Annotated in this window: 15 protein-coding genes; 3 read left to right on the forward strand and 12 right to left on the reverse strand. The window is 31.0% G+C overall.

Translation table 11 applies throughout. From position 1 onward, the window contains the following. Window positions 1-42: 42 nt before the first annotated feature. From KQI18_RS06910 to KQI18_RS06935, 6 genes are all read right to left on the reverse strand, one after another. Window positions 43-894 (reverse strand): helix-turn-helix domain-containing protein, encoded by an 852-nt coding sequence (locus KQI18_RS06910; RefSeq protein WP_216467048.1) that lies wholly within the window; start codon window positions 892-894, stop codon window positions 43-45. Between the two features lie 307 nt (window positions 895-1,201). Further along, on the reverse strand, window positions 1,202-2,971 hold the full coding sequence (locus tag KQI18_RS06915; protein WP_216467049.1) for an oleate hydratase: 1,770 nt from the start codon (window positions 2,969-2,971) through the stop codon (window positions 1,202-1,204). A gap of 148 nt (window positions 2,972-3,119) precedes the next feature. Then, window positions 3,120-3,686, reverse strand: a complete 567-nt coding sequence (locus KQI18_RS06920; RefSeq protein ID WP_216467050.1) for a TetR-like C-terminal domain-containing protein — start codon at window positions 3,684-3,686, stop codon at window positions 3,120-3,122. Between the two features lie 252 nt (window positions 3,687-3,938). Further along, window positions 3,939-5,609: a bile acid germinant receptor pseudoprotease CspC gene (gene cspC / locus KQI18_RS06925; RefSeq protein WP_216467051.1), complete on the reverse strand. Its 1,671-nt coding sequence runs from the start codon at window positions 5,607-5,609 to the stop codon at window positions 3,939-3,941. Between the two features lie 284 nt (window positions 5,610-5,893). Next, window positions 5,894-7,105, reverse strand: a complete 1,212-nt coding sequence (locus KQI18_RS06930) for an amidohydrolase (protein ID WP_216467052.1) — start codon at window positions 7,103-7,105, stop codon at window positions 5,894-5,896. 162 nt (window positions 7,106-7,267) lie between these two features. Next, on the reverse strand, window positions 7,268-7,957 hold the full coding sequence (locus KQI18_RS06935; protein WP_216467053.1) for an ArsR/SmtB family transcription factor: 690 nt from the start codon (window positions 7,955-7,957) through the stop codon (window positions 7,268-7,270). 137 nt (window positions 7,958-8,094) lie between these two features. On the opposite strand from KQI18_RS06935, the gene KQI18_RS06940 reads away from it, so the two are divergent. Next, the gene (locus KQI18_RS06940) at window positions 8,095-8,937 is read left to right on the forward strand and encodes an isocitrate lyase/PEP mutase family protein (RefSeq protein ID WP_216467054.1); all 843 of its coding nucleotides are present in this window, start codon (window positions 8,095-8,097) and stop codon (window positions 8,935-8,937) included. Window positions 8,938-9,381: 444 nt separating this feature from the next. Here the strand turns inward: KQI18_RS06940 and KQI18_RS06945 are convergent, their stop codons facing one another. Beyond that, a complete protein-coding gene (locus KQI18_RS06945) occupies window positions 9,382-10,278 on the reverse strand; it encodes an SDR family oxidoreductase (protein ID WP_216467055.1) in 897 nt (298 codons plus the stop codon). Window positions 10,279-10,549: 271 nt separating this feature from the next. On the opposite strand from KQI18_RS06945, the gene KQI18_RS06950 reads away from it, so the two are divergent. Continuing rightward, a complete protein-coding gene (locus KQI18_RS06950) occupies window positions 10,550-10,948 on the forward strand; it encodes an Rrf2 family transcriptional regulator (RefSeq protein WP_216467056.1) in 399 nt (132 codons plus the stop codon). Window positions 10,949-11,047: 99 nt separating this feature from the next. After that, the gene (locus KQI18_RS06955) at window positions 11,048-11,992 is read left to right on the forward strand and encodes a DMT family transporter (RefSeq protein WP_216467057.1); all 945 of its coding nucleotides are present in this window, start codon (window positions 11,048-11,050) and stop codon (window positions 11,990-11,992) included. A gap of 230 nt (window positions 11,993-12,222) precedes the next feature. Here KQI18_RS06955 and KQI18_RS06960 read toward each other — a convergent pair whose 3' ends face one another. The 5 genes from KQI18_RS06960 to KQI18_RS06980 form a co-directional block, all read right to left on the reverse strand. After that, window positions 12,223-12,651, reverse strand: coding sequence for an N-acetyltransferase (locus tag KQI18_RS06960; RefSeq protein WP_216467058.1), 429 nt, complete (start codon window positions 12,649-12,651; stop codon window positions 12,223-12,225). Between the two features lie 211 nt (window positions 12,652-12,862). Then, on the reverse strand, window positions 12,863-13,384 hold the full coding sequence (locus KQI18_RS06965; RefSeq protein WP_216467059.1) for a dihydrofolate reductase family protein: 522 nt from the start codon (window positions 13,382-13,384) through the stop codon (window positions 12,863-12,865). 40 nt (window positions 13,385-13,424) lie between these two features. Further along, window positions 13,425-13,850, reverse strand: a complete 426-nt coding sequence (locus KQI18_RS06970) for a MarR family winged helix-turn-helix transcriptional regulator (protein ID WP_216467060.1) — start codon at window positions 13,848-13,850, stop codon at window positions 13,425-13,427. 215 nt (window positions 13,851-14,065) lie between these two features. Then, entirely contained in the window at window positions 14,066-16,138 is a 2,073-nt protein-coding gene (locus KQI18_RS06975; RefSeq protein WP_216467061.1) for a cell wall-binding repeat-containing protein, read from the reverse strand. A gap of 135 nt (window positions 16,139-16,273) precedes the next feature. Then, window positions 16,274-17,512, reverse strand: coding sequence for a DNA polymerase Y family protein (locus tag KQI18_RS06980; RefSeq protein ID WP_216467062.1), 1,239 nt, complete (start codon window positions 17,510-17,512; stop codon window positions 16,274-16,276). Window positions 17,513-17,610 lie beyond the last annotated feature (98 nt).

The following is a 17,610-nucleotide window of genomic DNA, read 5'->3' on the forward strand; positions in this document are numbered from 1 at the left end:
AGTTACTTTATTAACTTATAGATAATTCTAGCAAAATGCTTATTATATCTGAATACAAGTATCCTGAAACTCATATGGATTATTACTGAAATTTTTTCTGAAACCACTTGGAGAAATACCAACTCGCCTCTTGAATATACGACTGAAATATAAAGCATCAGAATACCCTACACTATCTGCTACATCTCCCACCGAAGCATTACAATTAATAAGTAACTCCTTTGCACGATTAATACGAAGTTCTATAAGATAGTCTCCAGGACCCATTCCCGCATACTTATTAAAAACATAGAATAAACGATTTTCGTTTACACCATTTTGCTCTGCTAAATCACGTACAGTTAAGGTGTCCATATAGTGGTTTTGAATATAGCTAGATACCTGATCAAATAAAGCCTGAGCCGAGCTATGTCCTTTATTGCACCAACATACAAAAACCTCTTCTAATGCACAACGAAATAATGTTTCTGATTGAAATGCAGATATAGCGCTTCTCTGATTGAAAGACTTACACAGTCGCCACAAAAGCTCAATCAAACGTGGACTTTGACCAATATTTAGCTCGAAATGAGTATTTTGTAAGTAAACATCCTTTTGTTCTGGTGAGTTAATATCATACAGTACTGTAATATATTCCCATCTTCTATCTCCTACCACACGCTTATCTAGATTCATATTTGCTCCTCCGTGAATAATATTCCCCACTCCAGCTAGATAAGGTGTACCATTAAAATGAAATTGTGCTTTCCCACTAAGTGGAAAAATGAACCCTGGATAAGGAGCTGATCTCTGAAAGCCAACTTTACCCGGCTCAATTTTGTGGTGATAAACACCTTGCACTTGTATAGGATTTTTTATATAATTCTCTATTAGTTCATCAATATTTATATTCATACTATCTCCTTTTATTTTATTTAAATATTTTTAGAGTTTATGTTTTCTTACATTAGTTCTTTTTTATAAACACTCTTAATACTTTTTATCTGTAATTACTAAGAAATTAGACCTTTATTATCATTATATAAATAATGATTATCATTATCAAGTCATGCAAAATAATATATAATATAAATAAAAATCTATCACATAAGTGTTTTCTATTTTCTACATAAAAAAACTGCCTCAAAAAACTTCATTTTGAGGCAGTTCTTTCTAATCATATATAGTTAACTTTTTAATATTCCTATTAGAAACAATAAAATTAGATTATATTATATCGCTTCAACAAATCTTCAATTACAGTTCCTGATATCTTCTTCAAAGTTCTTTTCTCAATCAAATTCAGCATAAATGGGAGCTTCATGTCTACAAGCTTTTTGCCATCCATCATCTTTGAAGTAGAATCTAAAAGTACGCGAATATCATAACATGAACCAAATACCTCAGGTACACCACGATCTACATTAAGTAACGTATAAACCGCCTCCATTGCTGTTCTTACTGAATATTCCGTAGTAAACACAGTGTCTCTTACTGTATCAGAAAACTGACCAATAAATGCAAAGTTGACACATCCATCAGGAACAACGTTTGGTCTATCACCCGCTGTTCTTGGCATAAAAAATGATGTGATATAAGGCATCATACATGGTATACAGTGAGCAGATTTCGTAGCCATATCGTGAATTTCAGATTCAGGAACACCCATATGATACAGCCATTCTTCAGTAATTTCTATACCAGTACATTCTCTCATAGGTTTTTTAATGTAGTCACCAGGAACATCGGTAAATAAACCATAAACCCAAACAACGAGCTGATCCCTAGGCTGTTCTTTAAAATGTGGTTGACGATTTAATGTATAGCTCATAAGCCATTTCGAGTCTTTAACCGTAACAATACCACCAGTAACTACCTTACCACTGAACGGATCACGTTTACAAATCTTCTCTATATATGGTGGAATTCTATCGTCAAGAGTAGTTATAGTTGCAGATTCCCAATTTGTCGCTTTCGTATTGGTGCAGAATTTATCTGGACGCCCAAAAGAAGGATCTTGTTTGGCTATATTTCTCCAAAGCTCCCAACAACCCCCTAGAGAATCATTAAACTCTGGTGCGTGATTATCGTCTCCTAGAGTGGAATTTTCTGTACAACTTCCATTCGTAACAAATACTAAATCGTCTTCGATCAAGTCAATGCATTCTTCTTTTCCGTCATGTTGACACACAATTTTTGTGGCAACTTTTTTATTATTTTTAATATCAAATTCAACATTTGTAACTCTCATATCGTATAGGAACTGAACACCATGTGATTCAAGGTATTTTACCATAGGAAGAATTAATGATTCATACTGATTATACTTTGTAAACTTCAAAGCAGAAAAATCAGGTAAACCTCCTATATGATGAATAAATCTTTGAATGTAGTTCTTCATTTCTAAGGCACTATGCCATTCTTCGAAGGCGAACATAGTTCTCCAATAAAGCCAGAAATTAGAAGAATAAAATTCATCTGTAAATACATCAGATATTTTTTTATCGTACAAGTCCTCATCACGAGTCATAAACAATTTCACAATTTCCATTGACGCTTTTTCACTAAGGCCAAATTTGCCATCAGTATATGCATCTTTTCCTCTGTTTATAGTTGCTCTCATAAGAGAGTAGTTTGGATCTTTTTTATTAAGCCAGTAAAATTCATCTAAAACAGATGCGTCTTCTATCTCAAGAGAAGGTATTGAACGGAATAGATCCCACAAACACTCAAAATGATTTTCCATTTCACGTCCACCACGAATAATAAACCCTTTTTGACTGTCATTGATACCATCACAGGCACCACCTAGTATATTAAGTTCTTCTAAAATGTGAATACGATCACCCTTCATCTGGCCGTCACGGACTAAGAAACATGCCGCAGCTAGAGATGCCAAACCAGAACCAACTAGATACGCTGATTTTTTATCCACATCAGCTGGTTTTTCGGGGCGAGCAAACGCCTCATAATTTCCATTGCTATAATACATAATAAATACCTCCTAATCTTTATACTATATTTTATACTATATATTATCGATTATTCAGAAGTCTCACAATAGACAATATGAGCCTTGTGTCGTAACTTCCAACACAAGGCTCATATTGTAAAAACTTTATACATTAAAGTTTGTTCGTCTAATAATGACGATCAGTTCTGAATTTTTCAAGTGCTTTTGTTATATCTCCATGGATTAAAATACTCAATCTCTCAATAATTGCAGATGGATCTTCCTTCATTCCTCCACCTATCCACTCTAACATAAGTCCAACAAAGGCATATTTATAAAAGTTTGCAATAAAGAATTTATCATCATCACGCACAGACATACCAGCCGCCTTTTCCTCAATAACACCGATTAAAAGATTATAAGTTTCATTATAAAGGAAGCGCTCTAAGTGTTCTCGACTAATAGAATGATATGTATTTTTTACAAAATCTTTGTTTTCAATCACATAATTAAAAATCTGTAAAATACCCTGTTGCCATGTATCATATGTTTTTTTACCATTAAGTGCTTTCGATGCTTCACTAGTATAAATTCTTTCGACAAGATCATATATATCCTTATAATGATAATAGAAAGTTTGTCTATTAACTTCGCAGTCCTCTACAATATCGATAACAGTAATCTTATCGAGCGGTTTTTCTGAAAGTAACTTTTTAAGAGATGCAGCAAGCGCTCTTTTAGTTGTTTGAGCCAAAGAAATTTCCTCCAATCGAAAGTCCAGTATTTTTTTATTAGCGGTTACACGTTGTTAAACCTTCTTACTTTAATATTATTAACTTATCATTCCATTGATATTCTAGATTTATGTTTAGAGTATAGCATATTCATTTTGTTTCAACTATAAAAAAATATAGGAGCAATTACGCTCCATATTTAGTGATTTACACTTTTTAATTATTATCTTACTTATAAATTATATCTAGATATATTCAAATAATATAATAATTTATAAGTTATCAGATATTATTTGAATAGTTCTTCTAAAATCTACTAACCCATAACCTTGAGATTCATTTGGATATTCATATAATTCATTTCTTATAGCACCTGACTTCAAATATGCTTTTAAAGAGTGCGGATTTAACAACAACTTTGGTACGTTACTTTGCTTTTTTATATATTCCATAATTAGTGCTAGCATACCAGAAACAATGGAACTACTCACGCCTGTGCCAGTACCTAATTTATAGTTTACATCTCCATAAGTTGAGATAATATTTACACCAGGAGCAATAAAATCAGGCTTGAATGATACACCTTTAGATGGCCCTTTCGATGATCCAATCCACAATCCATTATATCTATTGTCATAAGCTCCTACAGTTATAGTATCTTCACCACGTCCATAAAGAGTTAGTGTTGAAAATGAACTAGAATCTATAAATCCATCATGTATATCTAATAGATTTTGGTTTGGAAGATAAACATGGTATTCTCCATTTACATATATATCCGGTCGTACTCTAAGAGTCCATGCCCCCGGTTTCATATTCCTAAGATTTATTTCAAGTAACTCTGATCCTGTAGATATCCATGGGTAAAAGTATCTAACTAAGTAATTTGTATTTTCTAAATTAAATTTACCAGTGTATTCAAAGTAGTCAGGTGCATAGTAAGCAGTATAACTTGCTTCCCCAGAAGGTGATATTATGGTTGCATTTACTCTATCTAAATCGACACCCTCAAGAAAAATATCCAAATTTTGGCCATCTCCATACTCGATAATAATATCATTTATATCTGCCTGATTCCTAAATTTACCTGCGTAATGTATATCTCTATTTCTCTGATTTCCTGCTCCACTTACTACTACTACACCTGGATATTGCAATTCACTAAATGTATTTAGCATAGTGATAAAACCAAACGATGATCTCGCCCCCACCGTTAAATTTATTATTAATGACTTTTCCTCTCTTATTGCAACATTAATCACATAAGAAACTGCCGCTAAAAAATCCGATATTGTATAGTTTTGTTTTTGTACATAATATTCTCCTGGATATGATCTTAGTTTAACAACTACAAGATCAGAACCCTCCGTTATTCCTTTGTTGTTTGAGTTAATTCTTCCCTCACCTACAACAATTCCAGCGGCCAAAGTACCTGTACCGACATCATCTCTGCTTAAACTTCCATCACCTCTAGCTATAGCGGCGTTTAATTCTTCTCTTGTGAATTCACTACCGAACAAATATCCCTCTGGAGGAGAATTTATGGTTCCTTCTTGATCCCATAGCTTTAGTATCTTGCTAGATCCATCTTCCGTTCCCAGATCTGGATGTAAATAACTTACTCCTGAATCAATTATTGCTATTAATATTCCTCTCCCTGTAATATCATTATACGGATTTTTATATAAATAATTTACATCCGAAATCTGCCTTGAACTATTACCAAAACCAACATTTTCTGTAATGTCAATCATAGAACTCATCGGGCGAGATTCATTATACCAAGAGATCTCAGATATATCATTTAAAACACTTGGATTAAAATCTAATGGTGTATATAGAACTGCAAGTCTATCATTTAAAATTATAAAATTGTTTAAACCACTACTCCTTAATGCTGATTCTAAGTCATATTGATACACTAAAATATATGATTTTTCCATATCCCGCCTCCTTTCTAAACACTTAAAATACAGCCCCTTTAGTTTTAAAATGATGACATTATAAATTTTTATATCAATACATTTTATTATAATTTCAATTATTCTAATATATTATTTATTTTGTAAATGTATTCATTACTTTTCAAACAAAATGGTTGAATTCTGCAACACTCATCCTATCTGTAAAAATTAAAAAGGACCTACTTTTTTAGCAAGTCCTTATGAAGTATACACTACTTTATTATTTTTTTATATTAAATCACACTTTAATAGTCAAAACCTAATTACTTAAATTCACCTGAAACAAACCTACCTCTATATAGAACAACTCTGTTTTTACAAACTCTACCTATTAAGTGAGCCGAACATTCTGCCTTCACAAACAGAATATTTGCATTATCACTAACTTTTGGCCACACATACTCACCTTCTTTATCAAGAGGAGTGACACCATTTGTTACAAGCCCTAAGGTATTTGACAATGAAACCTCATCTGTCATAGAAAATACCTCTGCTGCTCGACTGGCACGTTCAATTAAATCTCCTGTGCCAAAAGGACTCCAGTGATCATTTATATTGTCATTAACTACATTTACTATTACTCCACCTTTTTTTAACGCTGGAATAGATAGTGCCTTTGTGTCGATTGGAACTGTTGTATTAATAATTATACGTGCATCTTTTAATCGCTTAACAATATTGTCTAACTCCGAACCACTTACATCTGCTAAAGCGAAAGCATGACTTATCTGAACTTTTCCTTGTAGGTTGAATGCTAATGTATAATCAATAATGCGATTAATTTCAAAGATGCCTAAACTACCTCGATCATGTAAATGAATATCTACTTCTTTTTTATATTTAGTTGCTAAATTAAAAGTGACTTCTAAAGATTTCTCAATATCGCCATCAATAGTAGCAGGGTCTAATCCCCCTAATACAGTAACCGATTCATCTTCTAACGCTTTACTTAATAAACCTAAATCTTCCGTAACTATTGTACCATGCTGTGGAAAAATTACTATTTCATAGTCTAATTTATGTCTATTCTTTTCTAGAATCTTTTTAATAATATCCAAATTGCCTAGCCCAATAACAGGGTCTACATTAACTTGCACCTTTAAGTAAGTTGCCCCAGTACTTGTGACTAAGTCAATCAAAGCCTGTGCCTTTTGTGGTGTTTCAGGCAAAAAATCATGTAAAAATCCTTGCTCTTCCTCTATTCTTTCTACAACACTATCCATAGGAACGACAGCTCGCCATTCACCACCATAGTGACCTTTATCTAAATGAATATGATTATCTGCCAAAGATGGCACAGCTAAATATCCTTTTGCATCTATAACATCTTCCGCATTATCTGGTAGAACATCAGATATTTCTTTTATAACTCCATCTTGTATCAAAAGACAAGCTTTTTTTGTTTTTGTAACAATATTATTTGGAGAAATCTCCATTCTGCCTTTTTCTAATAATACATTCTTAATCCAACTCATTACTTATTACCTCCATGCTTAGAAATTACACATCTCGTACTAAAACAATAATGAAAATATCAAATATTATCCCTAAGTATATGTAATAGATAGTGATAGTCTATAATAAAGAGAAAAAATATGAGCTAAATTAGTACATATTCAGTGTCCTTAGAATATTTATCAGCTAATATCTATTTTCCACTTTTCAGAAAGATGTTCTTTTCCTTTATCTGTTAATTTAATAGCTCTGCTATCTCCTGTACGTTCTATCCATTGATTCTTGAAAAACATATTCATCAGGGCTTTTCCTATACTACCAGCTATATGATGTTTTCTCTCACTCCAATCTAAACACATTCGACAGTAACACCTATTTTCCTTTTTTAATAACTCTATATTTACTTCGTTGGATTCAAAAAAATTTTCCCCTTCTATACTTAAGTCCCAACCAGTTTCTGTTTTTACAATATAACTCTTTTCAAGCAGCCAATCAGTAATCTGTACGCCTATTTTTCCAGCTAAATGATCATAGCAAGTTCTGCCAAAATATAACTTCTGACTTTCTATACTTTGATTTAATGACCTTGATGGTTTTAAGGGAGAAACCTGAAGCCAAAGCTCTAGCATTTGAGCCAACTCTTCGTTTCTTATTTGGTAGTAATGGAATCGTCCATGTTTTTCCATAGCTAGCCATTCTAATTCAATAAGCTTAGCTAAATGATAAGATGCAGTATGAGATTTAATTCCAGCATCTCTAGCCAACTCATTAACAGTGTGAAACTCGCCATCCATCATAGCCATAAGGATGGTACAACGTGATTTGTCTGCTAAAATTTCTGCTAATTGTGAAACTTGTGGAGTCCCTACCATATTATATCCTCCTAATAATTTCATATATCGATGAACATTGATGTATCTATAGTATATAATAACGTATATAAATTGTACAAGGAATAGGTTTATATGCTATAAACTTATAAATTTAAAAAAGTGAAAGGATAAAAAATATGGATTATAAAAAGCAACTATATTTAGCTAATCAATTTCAAGAGATGCACCGCCAAGATAAGATGTTTATACTTCCTAATGCTTGGGATGTTGGTAGTGCAGTTATTTATGAAAAACTTAATTTTCCAGCAGTTGGAACAACAAGCGCTGGATTCGCTTATAGCTTAGGTTATTCTGATGGAGAAAAAATTGATTTTAAACATATTGTTCAAACAGTAAATAAAATTACTCAAAGAATTTCAATTCCTGTGAGTGTAGACATTGAATTAGGATATGCTGACACAATTGATGAAGTAGCAGAAAATGTAACTAAGATTATTGAAGCTGGTGCAGTTGGAATTAACATTGAAGATGGATACACTAAACCAACTCCTCACTTAGAAAGTCTCGATCTTCAAATAAAAAAAATACAAGCAATATCTACGCTTAGAGAGAAGTTAGGAATTCCTTTTGTTATTAACGCCAGAACTTGTGTGTACTTTATTAAAGCAGGAAAAGGGGAAGAAAGGCTATCAATTGCTATTAAAAGAGGGAAGGCTTATCATAAATCAGGAGCTGATTGTATTTTTATACCGGGCGCATTTGAAGAATGTGATCTTTCAAAATTAATAGAAAATATACCTTCACCTATTAATATTCTCGCCACACCTAAAACAAATAATTTAGAAAATTTAAAGCGAATGGGTGTTAGACGATTTAGTCTTGGTTCTGCTCCAGTTAGATCTGCTTATTCAAACTTAATAGAAACAACAAAACAGATAATGGATGATAACAAAATTTCAAAATTACTTGATCACGATTTCTCTTATGAAATAGCAAATGAACTATTTGCTCGTAGATAATACTTCATTACATAATTTATTACTAGATCAAATCAAACCATCCGTTAGATGGATGGTTTGATTTAATCATACTTTAAAATCATTGTTAAAAACTTCATTTATAACTAAAAACTTTTCTAAATATCCTTTTTAAAATATTTTTTGAAAAAATAAAACATCCGTTGAAATACGGATGTTTTAGTCTATACACAACATTGGATATTATCATTAGCCTTATGATTATATGTTGTCATATGTATTATAACAAATTGAGAACATAATATTTGTTAAATCATTATTAAATATCTTTATATGATATTATCCAATAAAAATTATTTTAGTATTTAATAAATCCTATAATTATACATTGTTGCAATAGAATATAATTATTAGCTATGAAAATAAAAAGAGCTAAAAATAGAATCTATTTTATTATAACAACTCTATTTTTAGCTATATAATTTTTTATCCTGCTACTATAGTACCTCCATTAGGATGAAATACTTGACCAGTCATATAGCTAGAATCATCAGATGCTAAAAATACATAACAAGAAGCAACTTCAAATGGCTGACCGGCTCTACCCGTTGGTGTCTTTGAACCAAACACTGTTAAATCTTCTTGTGGTTGGGATGCAGGTTGAAGAGGAGTCCAAATTGGACCAGGAGCAACTCCATTTACTCGTATGCCTTTATCTATTAATGATAGAGCTAGAGATCTGGTGAATGATGTTCTAGCACCATTTGTAGCACTATAATCTATCATATTAGCATTACCCTCATAACCAGTGATTGACGTTGTGTTAACTATTGTAGATCCTTTTTTTAAAAATGGTAGAGCTGCTTGAGTTAAATAAAAATATCCGAATACATTTGTTTCAAAAGTTTTTATCAATTGTTCTATACTTATATCTAATATACTATTCTGAAATACTTGCATACCTTGGTTATTTATTAGAATATCTATTTTACCAAAGGTATTTAATGTCTTCTCAACTACTTCTTTAGATGTAGAAGGATTTCTTAGGTCCCCAGGTATTAATATACATTTACCCCCAGAGTTTTCTATAAATTCCATTGTTTCTTTAGCATCATTATGCTCATTTAAATAAGATATGGCAACATGTGCTCCTTCTTTAACAAATGCATAAGCTACTGCTCTACCTATCCCGCTATCACCACCAGTTATTATTGCTACCTTATCCTTGAGTTTACCACTTCCTATGTAGTCCGGATTAATAGAAATCGGTCTTGGGCGCATTTTATACTCAAATCCTGGTAACTCTTGATGTTGAGGAGGAAAACCTATATTTACCTCTTTGCATTCTTCTTTTGTTCCAATAGGATCGTAAATTGGATACATAATATCACCTCTTAAATTATTGATTTTAGGATGCTTATCTAAGTTACTTGACTGCTAATGCCATTTTATTTGATAACTGCGTTCTCATAATAAATTACTAGAAGCATCCAAATCTCCGTCCTACAGTTAGTATAGACAATGCAAGGTGATTTTAAGCATAATAAAAAAGCTAGTAACATTAAGCTATAAAAGTAATTAAAAATTATTTGACAAAGCATATATTTAAAGCTATTATAGATACATTAAGTCTTTTAAAGGAGGTGATTTATAAATGAAATATTCAAAAGCTACAATTTATGCTCTTCACACCATGCTATTTCTTGCAATGGACACACAAAACAAGCTTGTTGGTGTACAAGAGTTAGCAGAAAAACAAAAAGTTTCTCCAACATATTTGTCTAAAATATTGACTAAATTGGTTAAAGAAGGGATGATTAATTCTACTTCAGGTGTCAACGGAGGTTATTCTCTTAGCCAATATTGGGAAGATATTTCATTCTTGGACATTATTCATGCTATAGAAGGTAAATCATCTTTATTTGATTGCTGTTTGGATTCTCCTTCGGAATGTGCTATAAAAAAAATAATGCTTTCGGCAGAGGAAAAAATGGAAGAAGATTTGAAGAATCAAAAATTAGTAGATTTAGTAAAAAAAATATCTGTGGATTAATAATCCACTCTTATTTTTTAAATAATTGTAGATATAAAGAGTCTATAATATCTTTTATAAAAGATTTAAATAATAAAGTTAATATAAGGAGGTATATTTATGCAAATCACACTTTATTTAATTATAGGAGTAATTATTGGAATGTTTTTCCCTATTCAAGCATCTATAAGTGCTCGTTTGAGCTCTTATTCAAAAACACCTTTAACGGCTTCATTCATCGCATTTTCTTTAGGAACAATTATACTACTCATTATAAATTTAATAGTAGATCCTGTAGGGATCACGGTTGGAATTGATTTTTCATATCCATTGTATGTTTTTATCGGTGGAGCAATAGCTGGTGTTGGCTTTAATGTGGCTAATATCGTTCTTTTTTCAAAACTTGGTGCTTCAGTTACAACAATAATCACAGTAACTGGGCAAATGATTGTGGGTATTCTAATTGATCACTTTGGGTGGTTTGGTGTACCAGCCAATCCTATTAGTATTACAAGGACAATTGGAACTATCATTATGATTTTGGCTATTTCATTAGTGCAACCTAAAAAGAAAATAGATTTAACTATGGAGTCGGAAGTAGAGAAGAAGGATAGTAGAATTACTTGGGTAATTTTAGGAATTTTGGCTGGATTTTTACCACCATTACAGACCGCTATTAATGGAAAACTACGAGTTGCAACAGGCTCGCTTTTAGGAGCTACTTTTATTTCTTTTTTTGTTGGCACGATTATCTTGCTTATTTTGATAATGATTACTCAACGCCGCTTAGAGTTTCCTCTATACGACACTAAAGGAAATCGTATTCCTATATGGATATATATAGGTGGTATATTTGGTATATTCATTGTAACAGGTAACATTGTCTTATTACCTGCACTTGGATCAGTTCTGACAACTATGATTTTTCTATTAGGGCAAATGATTATGGCATTGACAATCGATCAGTTTGGAATGTTTAATTTACAAAAAAGAAAAATCGACAGTAAAAGAATTACCGCTATAATATTAACGATTATTGGAATTATGTTTGTAAAGTTCTTTTAACTACTTTTATTATTTGTATTTATTTGATGAACTGTACATATTTAAATACAGTTCCTCTTTCTTTTTTAAAGTCAATAAACAGTGGTTTTAATTTGAAAATTACCAGTTTTTTTATAATTTTTAATTCTCGACTTATCATCTTATCTTGAATTACAAAAAAAATACCGTATATTCACTTCTGAATAATACGGTATTTTTATATTTTCATTTATGTTACGTTGTATATTAAATTACTTTTTACCAAAAGACATTGTATATTCTATCTCTTTTGTATCCTTATGAATTTGTTCATCAACAACTATAAAATCATTTTTCAGGTAGAATCTTACTGCTTTTTCGTTTTTTTTAAAGACATCTAATACAAGATATGGATACTTAGATTTACAGTACTCTATAAGTTTCTGACCTATCCCTTCTCTTTGATGCTCTTTTTTCACAAAAAGCCCTGCTATATAATTTTGTTCTACAACTCCTATAAATCCTTTAATAATATTACCATCTTCATATACATAAACATCAGAATATGGTAACATTTTTTTTACCATATCAAAATTTTCAATCCAATATTCTTTTGGTGTAAACCTGTGAGCTTCTATATTAGTCTCAAGCCAAATTTCCATTATGTCATCTAATTTACTTGCATCAAATTTATTAATCATATCATTCTCCTTTATTTTTTTAAATGTTAAAATTAGGAGTTAATACACTCATGAAGTTCACCCTTTCTTTTTGCTTTTTTGTACCTTGTTTTTATACAAATTATAACATGTGTTATTTATTAAAACAAACAATTTTATATACTGTATTATCCAGCTTTCAAAGAATAATAATACAATTCATCTCTTTTGATGTAATCGTTTTCTTAGTATTTTATCGTTTTGAGTAATGAAATACAGCAACTCCATCGCTAATGGTGTATTTATCAAGATGAAGCTGTATTGTCGGGTTGTTTCCTAAAAATAGTGGACGGCCTTTTCCGAGTATCGTTGGAATGATTCCAACAATATATTCGTCAATAGCATTGGCCTTGACAAAGTGATCTATCAGACCGCCGCCACCAAACAGGAATATATTTTTACCGCTGTTTTTTTCTTTTTCAAATTTGTTTACAATATCGCCACTGATAAAATGGATATTACCCTCATCTTCTTTCTTTTCACTAGTAGCTACATAGATCGTCTTTGTTGGGTAATCTTTAGCAAAGCCCTGCTCATAGCAGTTTTTGCCCATAACAACAATATCGATACCCGCAAGAAACTCTGTAAACTCACTTCTTTCGGCTGTATCAATAGCGGTATCTCCTTGTCCCACAATCCAGTCAAAGCCCCCGTTTTCATCAGCAATATATCCGTCAATGCTAATGGCTAAGTTCATAATAATTTTTCCGCTCATTGCACCTTCTCCTTTATAAAATCTATCAAGTACTTTCTAGTTAAATTGATTCTTCAACTCCATTTACATAGGCTGCCATAAAATTTAGTATTTCCGCGAAAACAACTTTTTTATCTTTAGAAAACTCCTTTTCCACCGCATCCAGTACAGAGTCAGTTTTTGTACTTTGGCTACTCTGCTTTACTCGGTTGGATAAAGAGATGTAAAAGAACCTCTTATCTTGTGTGGACTGTACTTTTTTTATAAGCCCTAATTCTTCCAGCTCGTTCACCTTTTGAGTCACGGCAGGACGAGAAAGTCCCAATTTATCTGCCAGTTCGCTGACCGTAGTTCTTTCGCTGTGTCCAATGACAAACAAATGTAGAATATTGATATAACTGGTTTCTTTGCCCCAGTCGCTATTTTTCATCTCATTATATTGTTCCATATCCACAGCTCGCATGAATCGCTCAAATGCTTCTCTCACAGAATACCTCCATCTATAATAGTTTCAAATACAAAACTATTATACTACCATTAAAGGAAAACATCAAGTAGTTTCAAAAATGAAACTACTTGATGTATACCTAATTTAGCAAATATTTATTAAAGTAATGCTTTAATGTGTATATTATTCTACAAGGAGTTATTGGAAATTCAAAAAGAGCCGGATCCTACCGGCTCTTTTTAAATATTTATTTCCTATTTCAACAATTCCTTTAATTCATTAAATGCGTTTTCATTTCCTTCTCCGCCTACTTGAGTGATTACTTTAAATTTTTTATTTTTTATTAACAGTTTTTGACTAATATTAAGTGAATTACCCACTAACATTACAGGTGACTGTTTTTTACTTGCTACTACGCCTACTGAAAGGGCATCAATAAGGTTATCTTGATTTCCCATCCCATTTTTTGATACATAAAGATTATTTAATGTTGTATCTTTATAGAATCTATTTATTACTTTTAAATTCGTCATATTTCTATCTATTCCTGATATTCTTTCGACCGATGGTAATTTATTAGCTATATCGTTTGGGAACCATCTATCTCCACCAACTACATATGTTTTTTTGATATTTTCATCTTTAACGAGTTCAATTATATTAACCATATTATCATTTTGATTTGTTAAGATGATGGGCATTCCATTTTGAGCCGATATAGCGCCAATACTTACAGCATCTGCTAACCCCTTTTCACCATTAACTACCGATATCTCCGATATGTTTGATATCTTATCTAATTCTTTTGCTACTTTTAAAGATGTTGCATATCTATCTTCCCCTGATATTCTTTCAACACTATATCCTCTAGACTCTAAATCATTTTTTACATCCTTACTTACTGAATTTTCTCCACCTACTATATATAAATTTTTTGCTTTTAATCTTTCTATCTCTTTCCTTGTCTGATCATTTAATTTGTTGCTTTGCGTTAATAATATAGGAGCATTTTTCACTTTTGCATATGGTGTTACTGATAATGCATCTGGTAGTGATGAGTCATTTACTAATATTATATTATTTGCTGACGTAAAAGCATTTTGACTTATTTTGACAGCTGTATCGTATCTATCTTTACCAGTAAGATACTCAATTTTCGTAATATCTTCCTCTGGTTCTTCTTTTTGAGCTTTTTTTAATTTTGCTGTAATAGCCATTGCAAAGCTCTTATCATTAATTTTATATATTCTGTTGAATTTAGCATCATGTGATGCATAATCATCATCATCAAAAATTATAACATAACCTAAATCGATATATCCATCTGAAGTATATTGACCATAAATAGGTCTTAAAACTTCAACACTTGATTTAAAATTATTTCCATCTATATTTTTACCAACATTAATTGAGTATTGGCTATTGTGTCTAATTAAATTGTATTCAGCACTTTGTGTTCCTAACTCTGCTTCAGATAAATTTATATTTTTTGATAAATTTAAGTTATCTAACTTATTAAAGCTACAATACAATTTCTTCAAACTTACATCTCTTGAAACATCTAAATTAGTTAATTTATTATTTCCACAATATAATTCTTCAATGTTTGACTCTGGTAATACTAATGATGTTAAATTATTGTATGTACAATCCAACTTCACGATATTTGAATTCTTAGGAAGTTCTAATTTACTTAAATTATTATTAGAACAATTTAACTCACCTAAATCAACTTGTTCTGGTAGTACTAATTTAGATATAGAATTACTAAAACATAAGATATAATTCAAACTGTTATTTTTATATAGATCTAATGATTTCAAATTATTATCATTACACACCAAATTCGATAATTTTTCATTTTTGGATAAATCCAGAGATTCCAAAGTATTTTTAGAGCAGTTTAAAGTCCTTAATGATTCAAAATACTCAATTCCTTTTAAGCTCTTAATACCTTTATTGTCTAAATTTAAAGTGTCAACATTTTTAAAAGTTTCAGATGTTATTTTATATTTATCTTCATTTATATTTGTATTCTGTATAATTTGCATTTTTATATATGATTTAAAATTCTCATCATCAAATGCATCTTTAAATAAAATTCCTTCTTCTCCAGGTGTATTATTTTCTTTTTCTAACACTTTATTTTCCTCATATGATGAATTAGAACTCTTAGCCTCATTTAACGATATTTTATCTCTAATTTCTAAATTATCATATGCAAAAGTTGTATTCACAATTGGAATTATTAACGAAAATGCTAATGTAATTGTTACTAACTTCTTTGTAAATTTTGATAATGATAATAATTTTTTATAATGTCTCATAAAATGTCCTCCTTATTTTTATTCAATGCTTAAATTATACAACATATTTAAACATATATCTTTTATATCATAAATTTATACTATGATTCTTATACTCTAATATACATGTATTCACATTTAAAAGCAAAATAGAGATTATCTAAACGCAGTTGGATGAATAACATGATCGTCTTTAGGATTTATATGTGATAATTCAGTATCAACTAATGAGATTCCACGCTGTACAGAATAATGTCCAAATCGAAACCTTAGCTTATCTATAGTTTCATCTATTTTCTCATGTCTTTGCATATCAATAAAACATCTATCGAATGATATTTGTACATAATTAGAATTAGATAAATTACAAGCACGAACACCAAGTTTTCTAACTGGCACAAATGGATAATGATGTACTTTGAAAAGCTGGAATGCCTTATCAAATATTTCATTTGTAGTACAGCAAGGAATAAGTAATGCTCCTTGTCTTTCATATGACATTAAAGAACTATCTCTTATAGTTATTTGTACGGTGTTGCATACAAAACCATGCTTTCTTAGTCTCTCAGATACACTTTCTACTAATTTATATAATACTATTTTTACGTCTTCGTATGTCTCTAGATTCCTCTTTGTTGTTATTGAATTTCCGATACTTTTCATAGGTGGACTGGATCCAAAACTTGAAACCGAAGAATTATCATAGCCATTGGCAAATGACCAAAGTTCCTCTCCTCTTTTTCCTAAGATTCTTTTAATGAAATTATGATCTGTTTTAGCCAAGTCTCCTATATTAAATATATTATATTTCGTAAATTTATTTTTAGTTGATCTTCCTACATTTAATAGATCTTCAACTGGTAAGTTCCATATTTTTTCTTTAAAATTATCTTTAAGAATAACTGTAGTCGCATCAGGTTTTTTCATATCACTGCCAAGTTTAGCAAATATTTTATTAAAACTTACCCCAATTGACACCGTTACGCCTAACTCTTTTTTCATTCTTTCCCTTATTTCATTTGCGATTGTCTCACCATTACCAAATAACTTAGTACTTTGAGTCACATCAAGCCAACATTCATCTAATCCAAAGGATTCTATCTTATCTGTGTAATCTTTATAAATTTCAATAGCCATCTTTGAAAATCTCATATACTGTCTAAAGTTTGCAGGAACTACAACTAAACCTGGACATTTACTTTTAGCTTCCCAAATTGCCTCGCCTGTAGATACCTTATATTTTTTAGCTATATAGTTTTTTGCAAGTATAATTCCATATTGTGAGTCGCCTTGACTTCCTACTGCTAGAGGCTTATCTTGTAACGATGGATTGTACAAGCATTCCACACTAGCATAAAAATTGTTCATATCTGAATGTAATATTGTTCTTTCCATGTAAATCTACCTCATTTTTATAGAACACAAGTTCCGAATATACGTTCTAGTATATGCTTTAAGATAGTGATATTCTACAGGGGATTGATGGAAATAAA

Source organism: Metaclostridioides mangenotii (assembly GCF_018917235.1).
Lineage (GTDB): Bacteria > Bacillota > Clostridia > Peptostreptococcales > Peptostreptococcaceae > Metaclostridioides.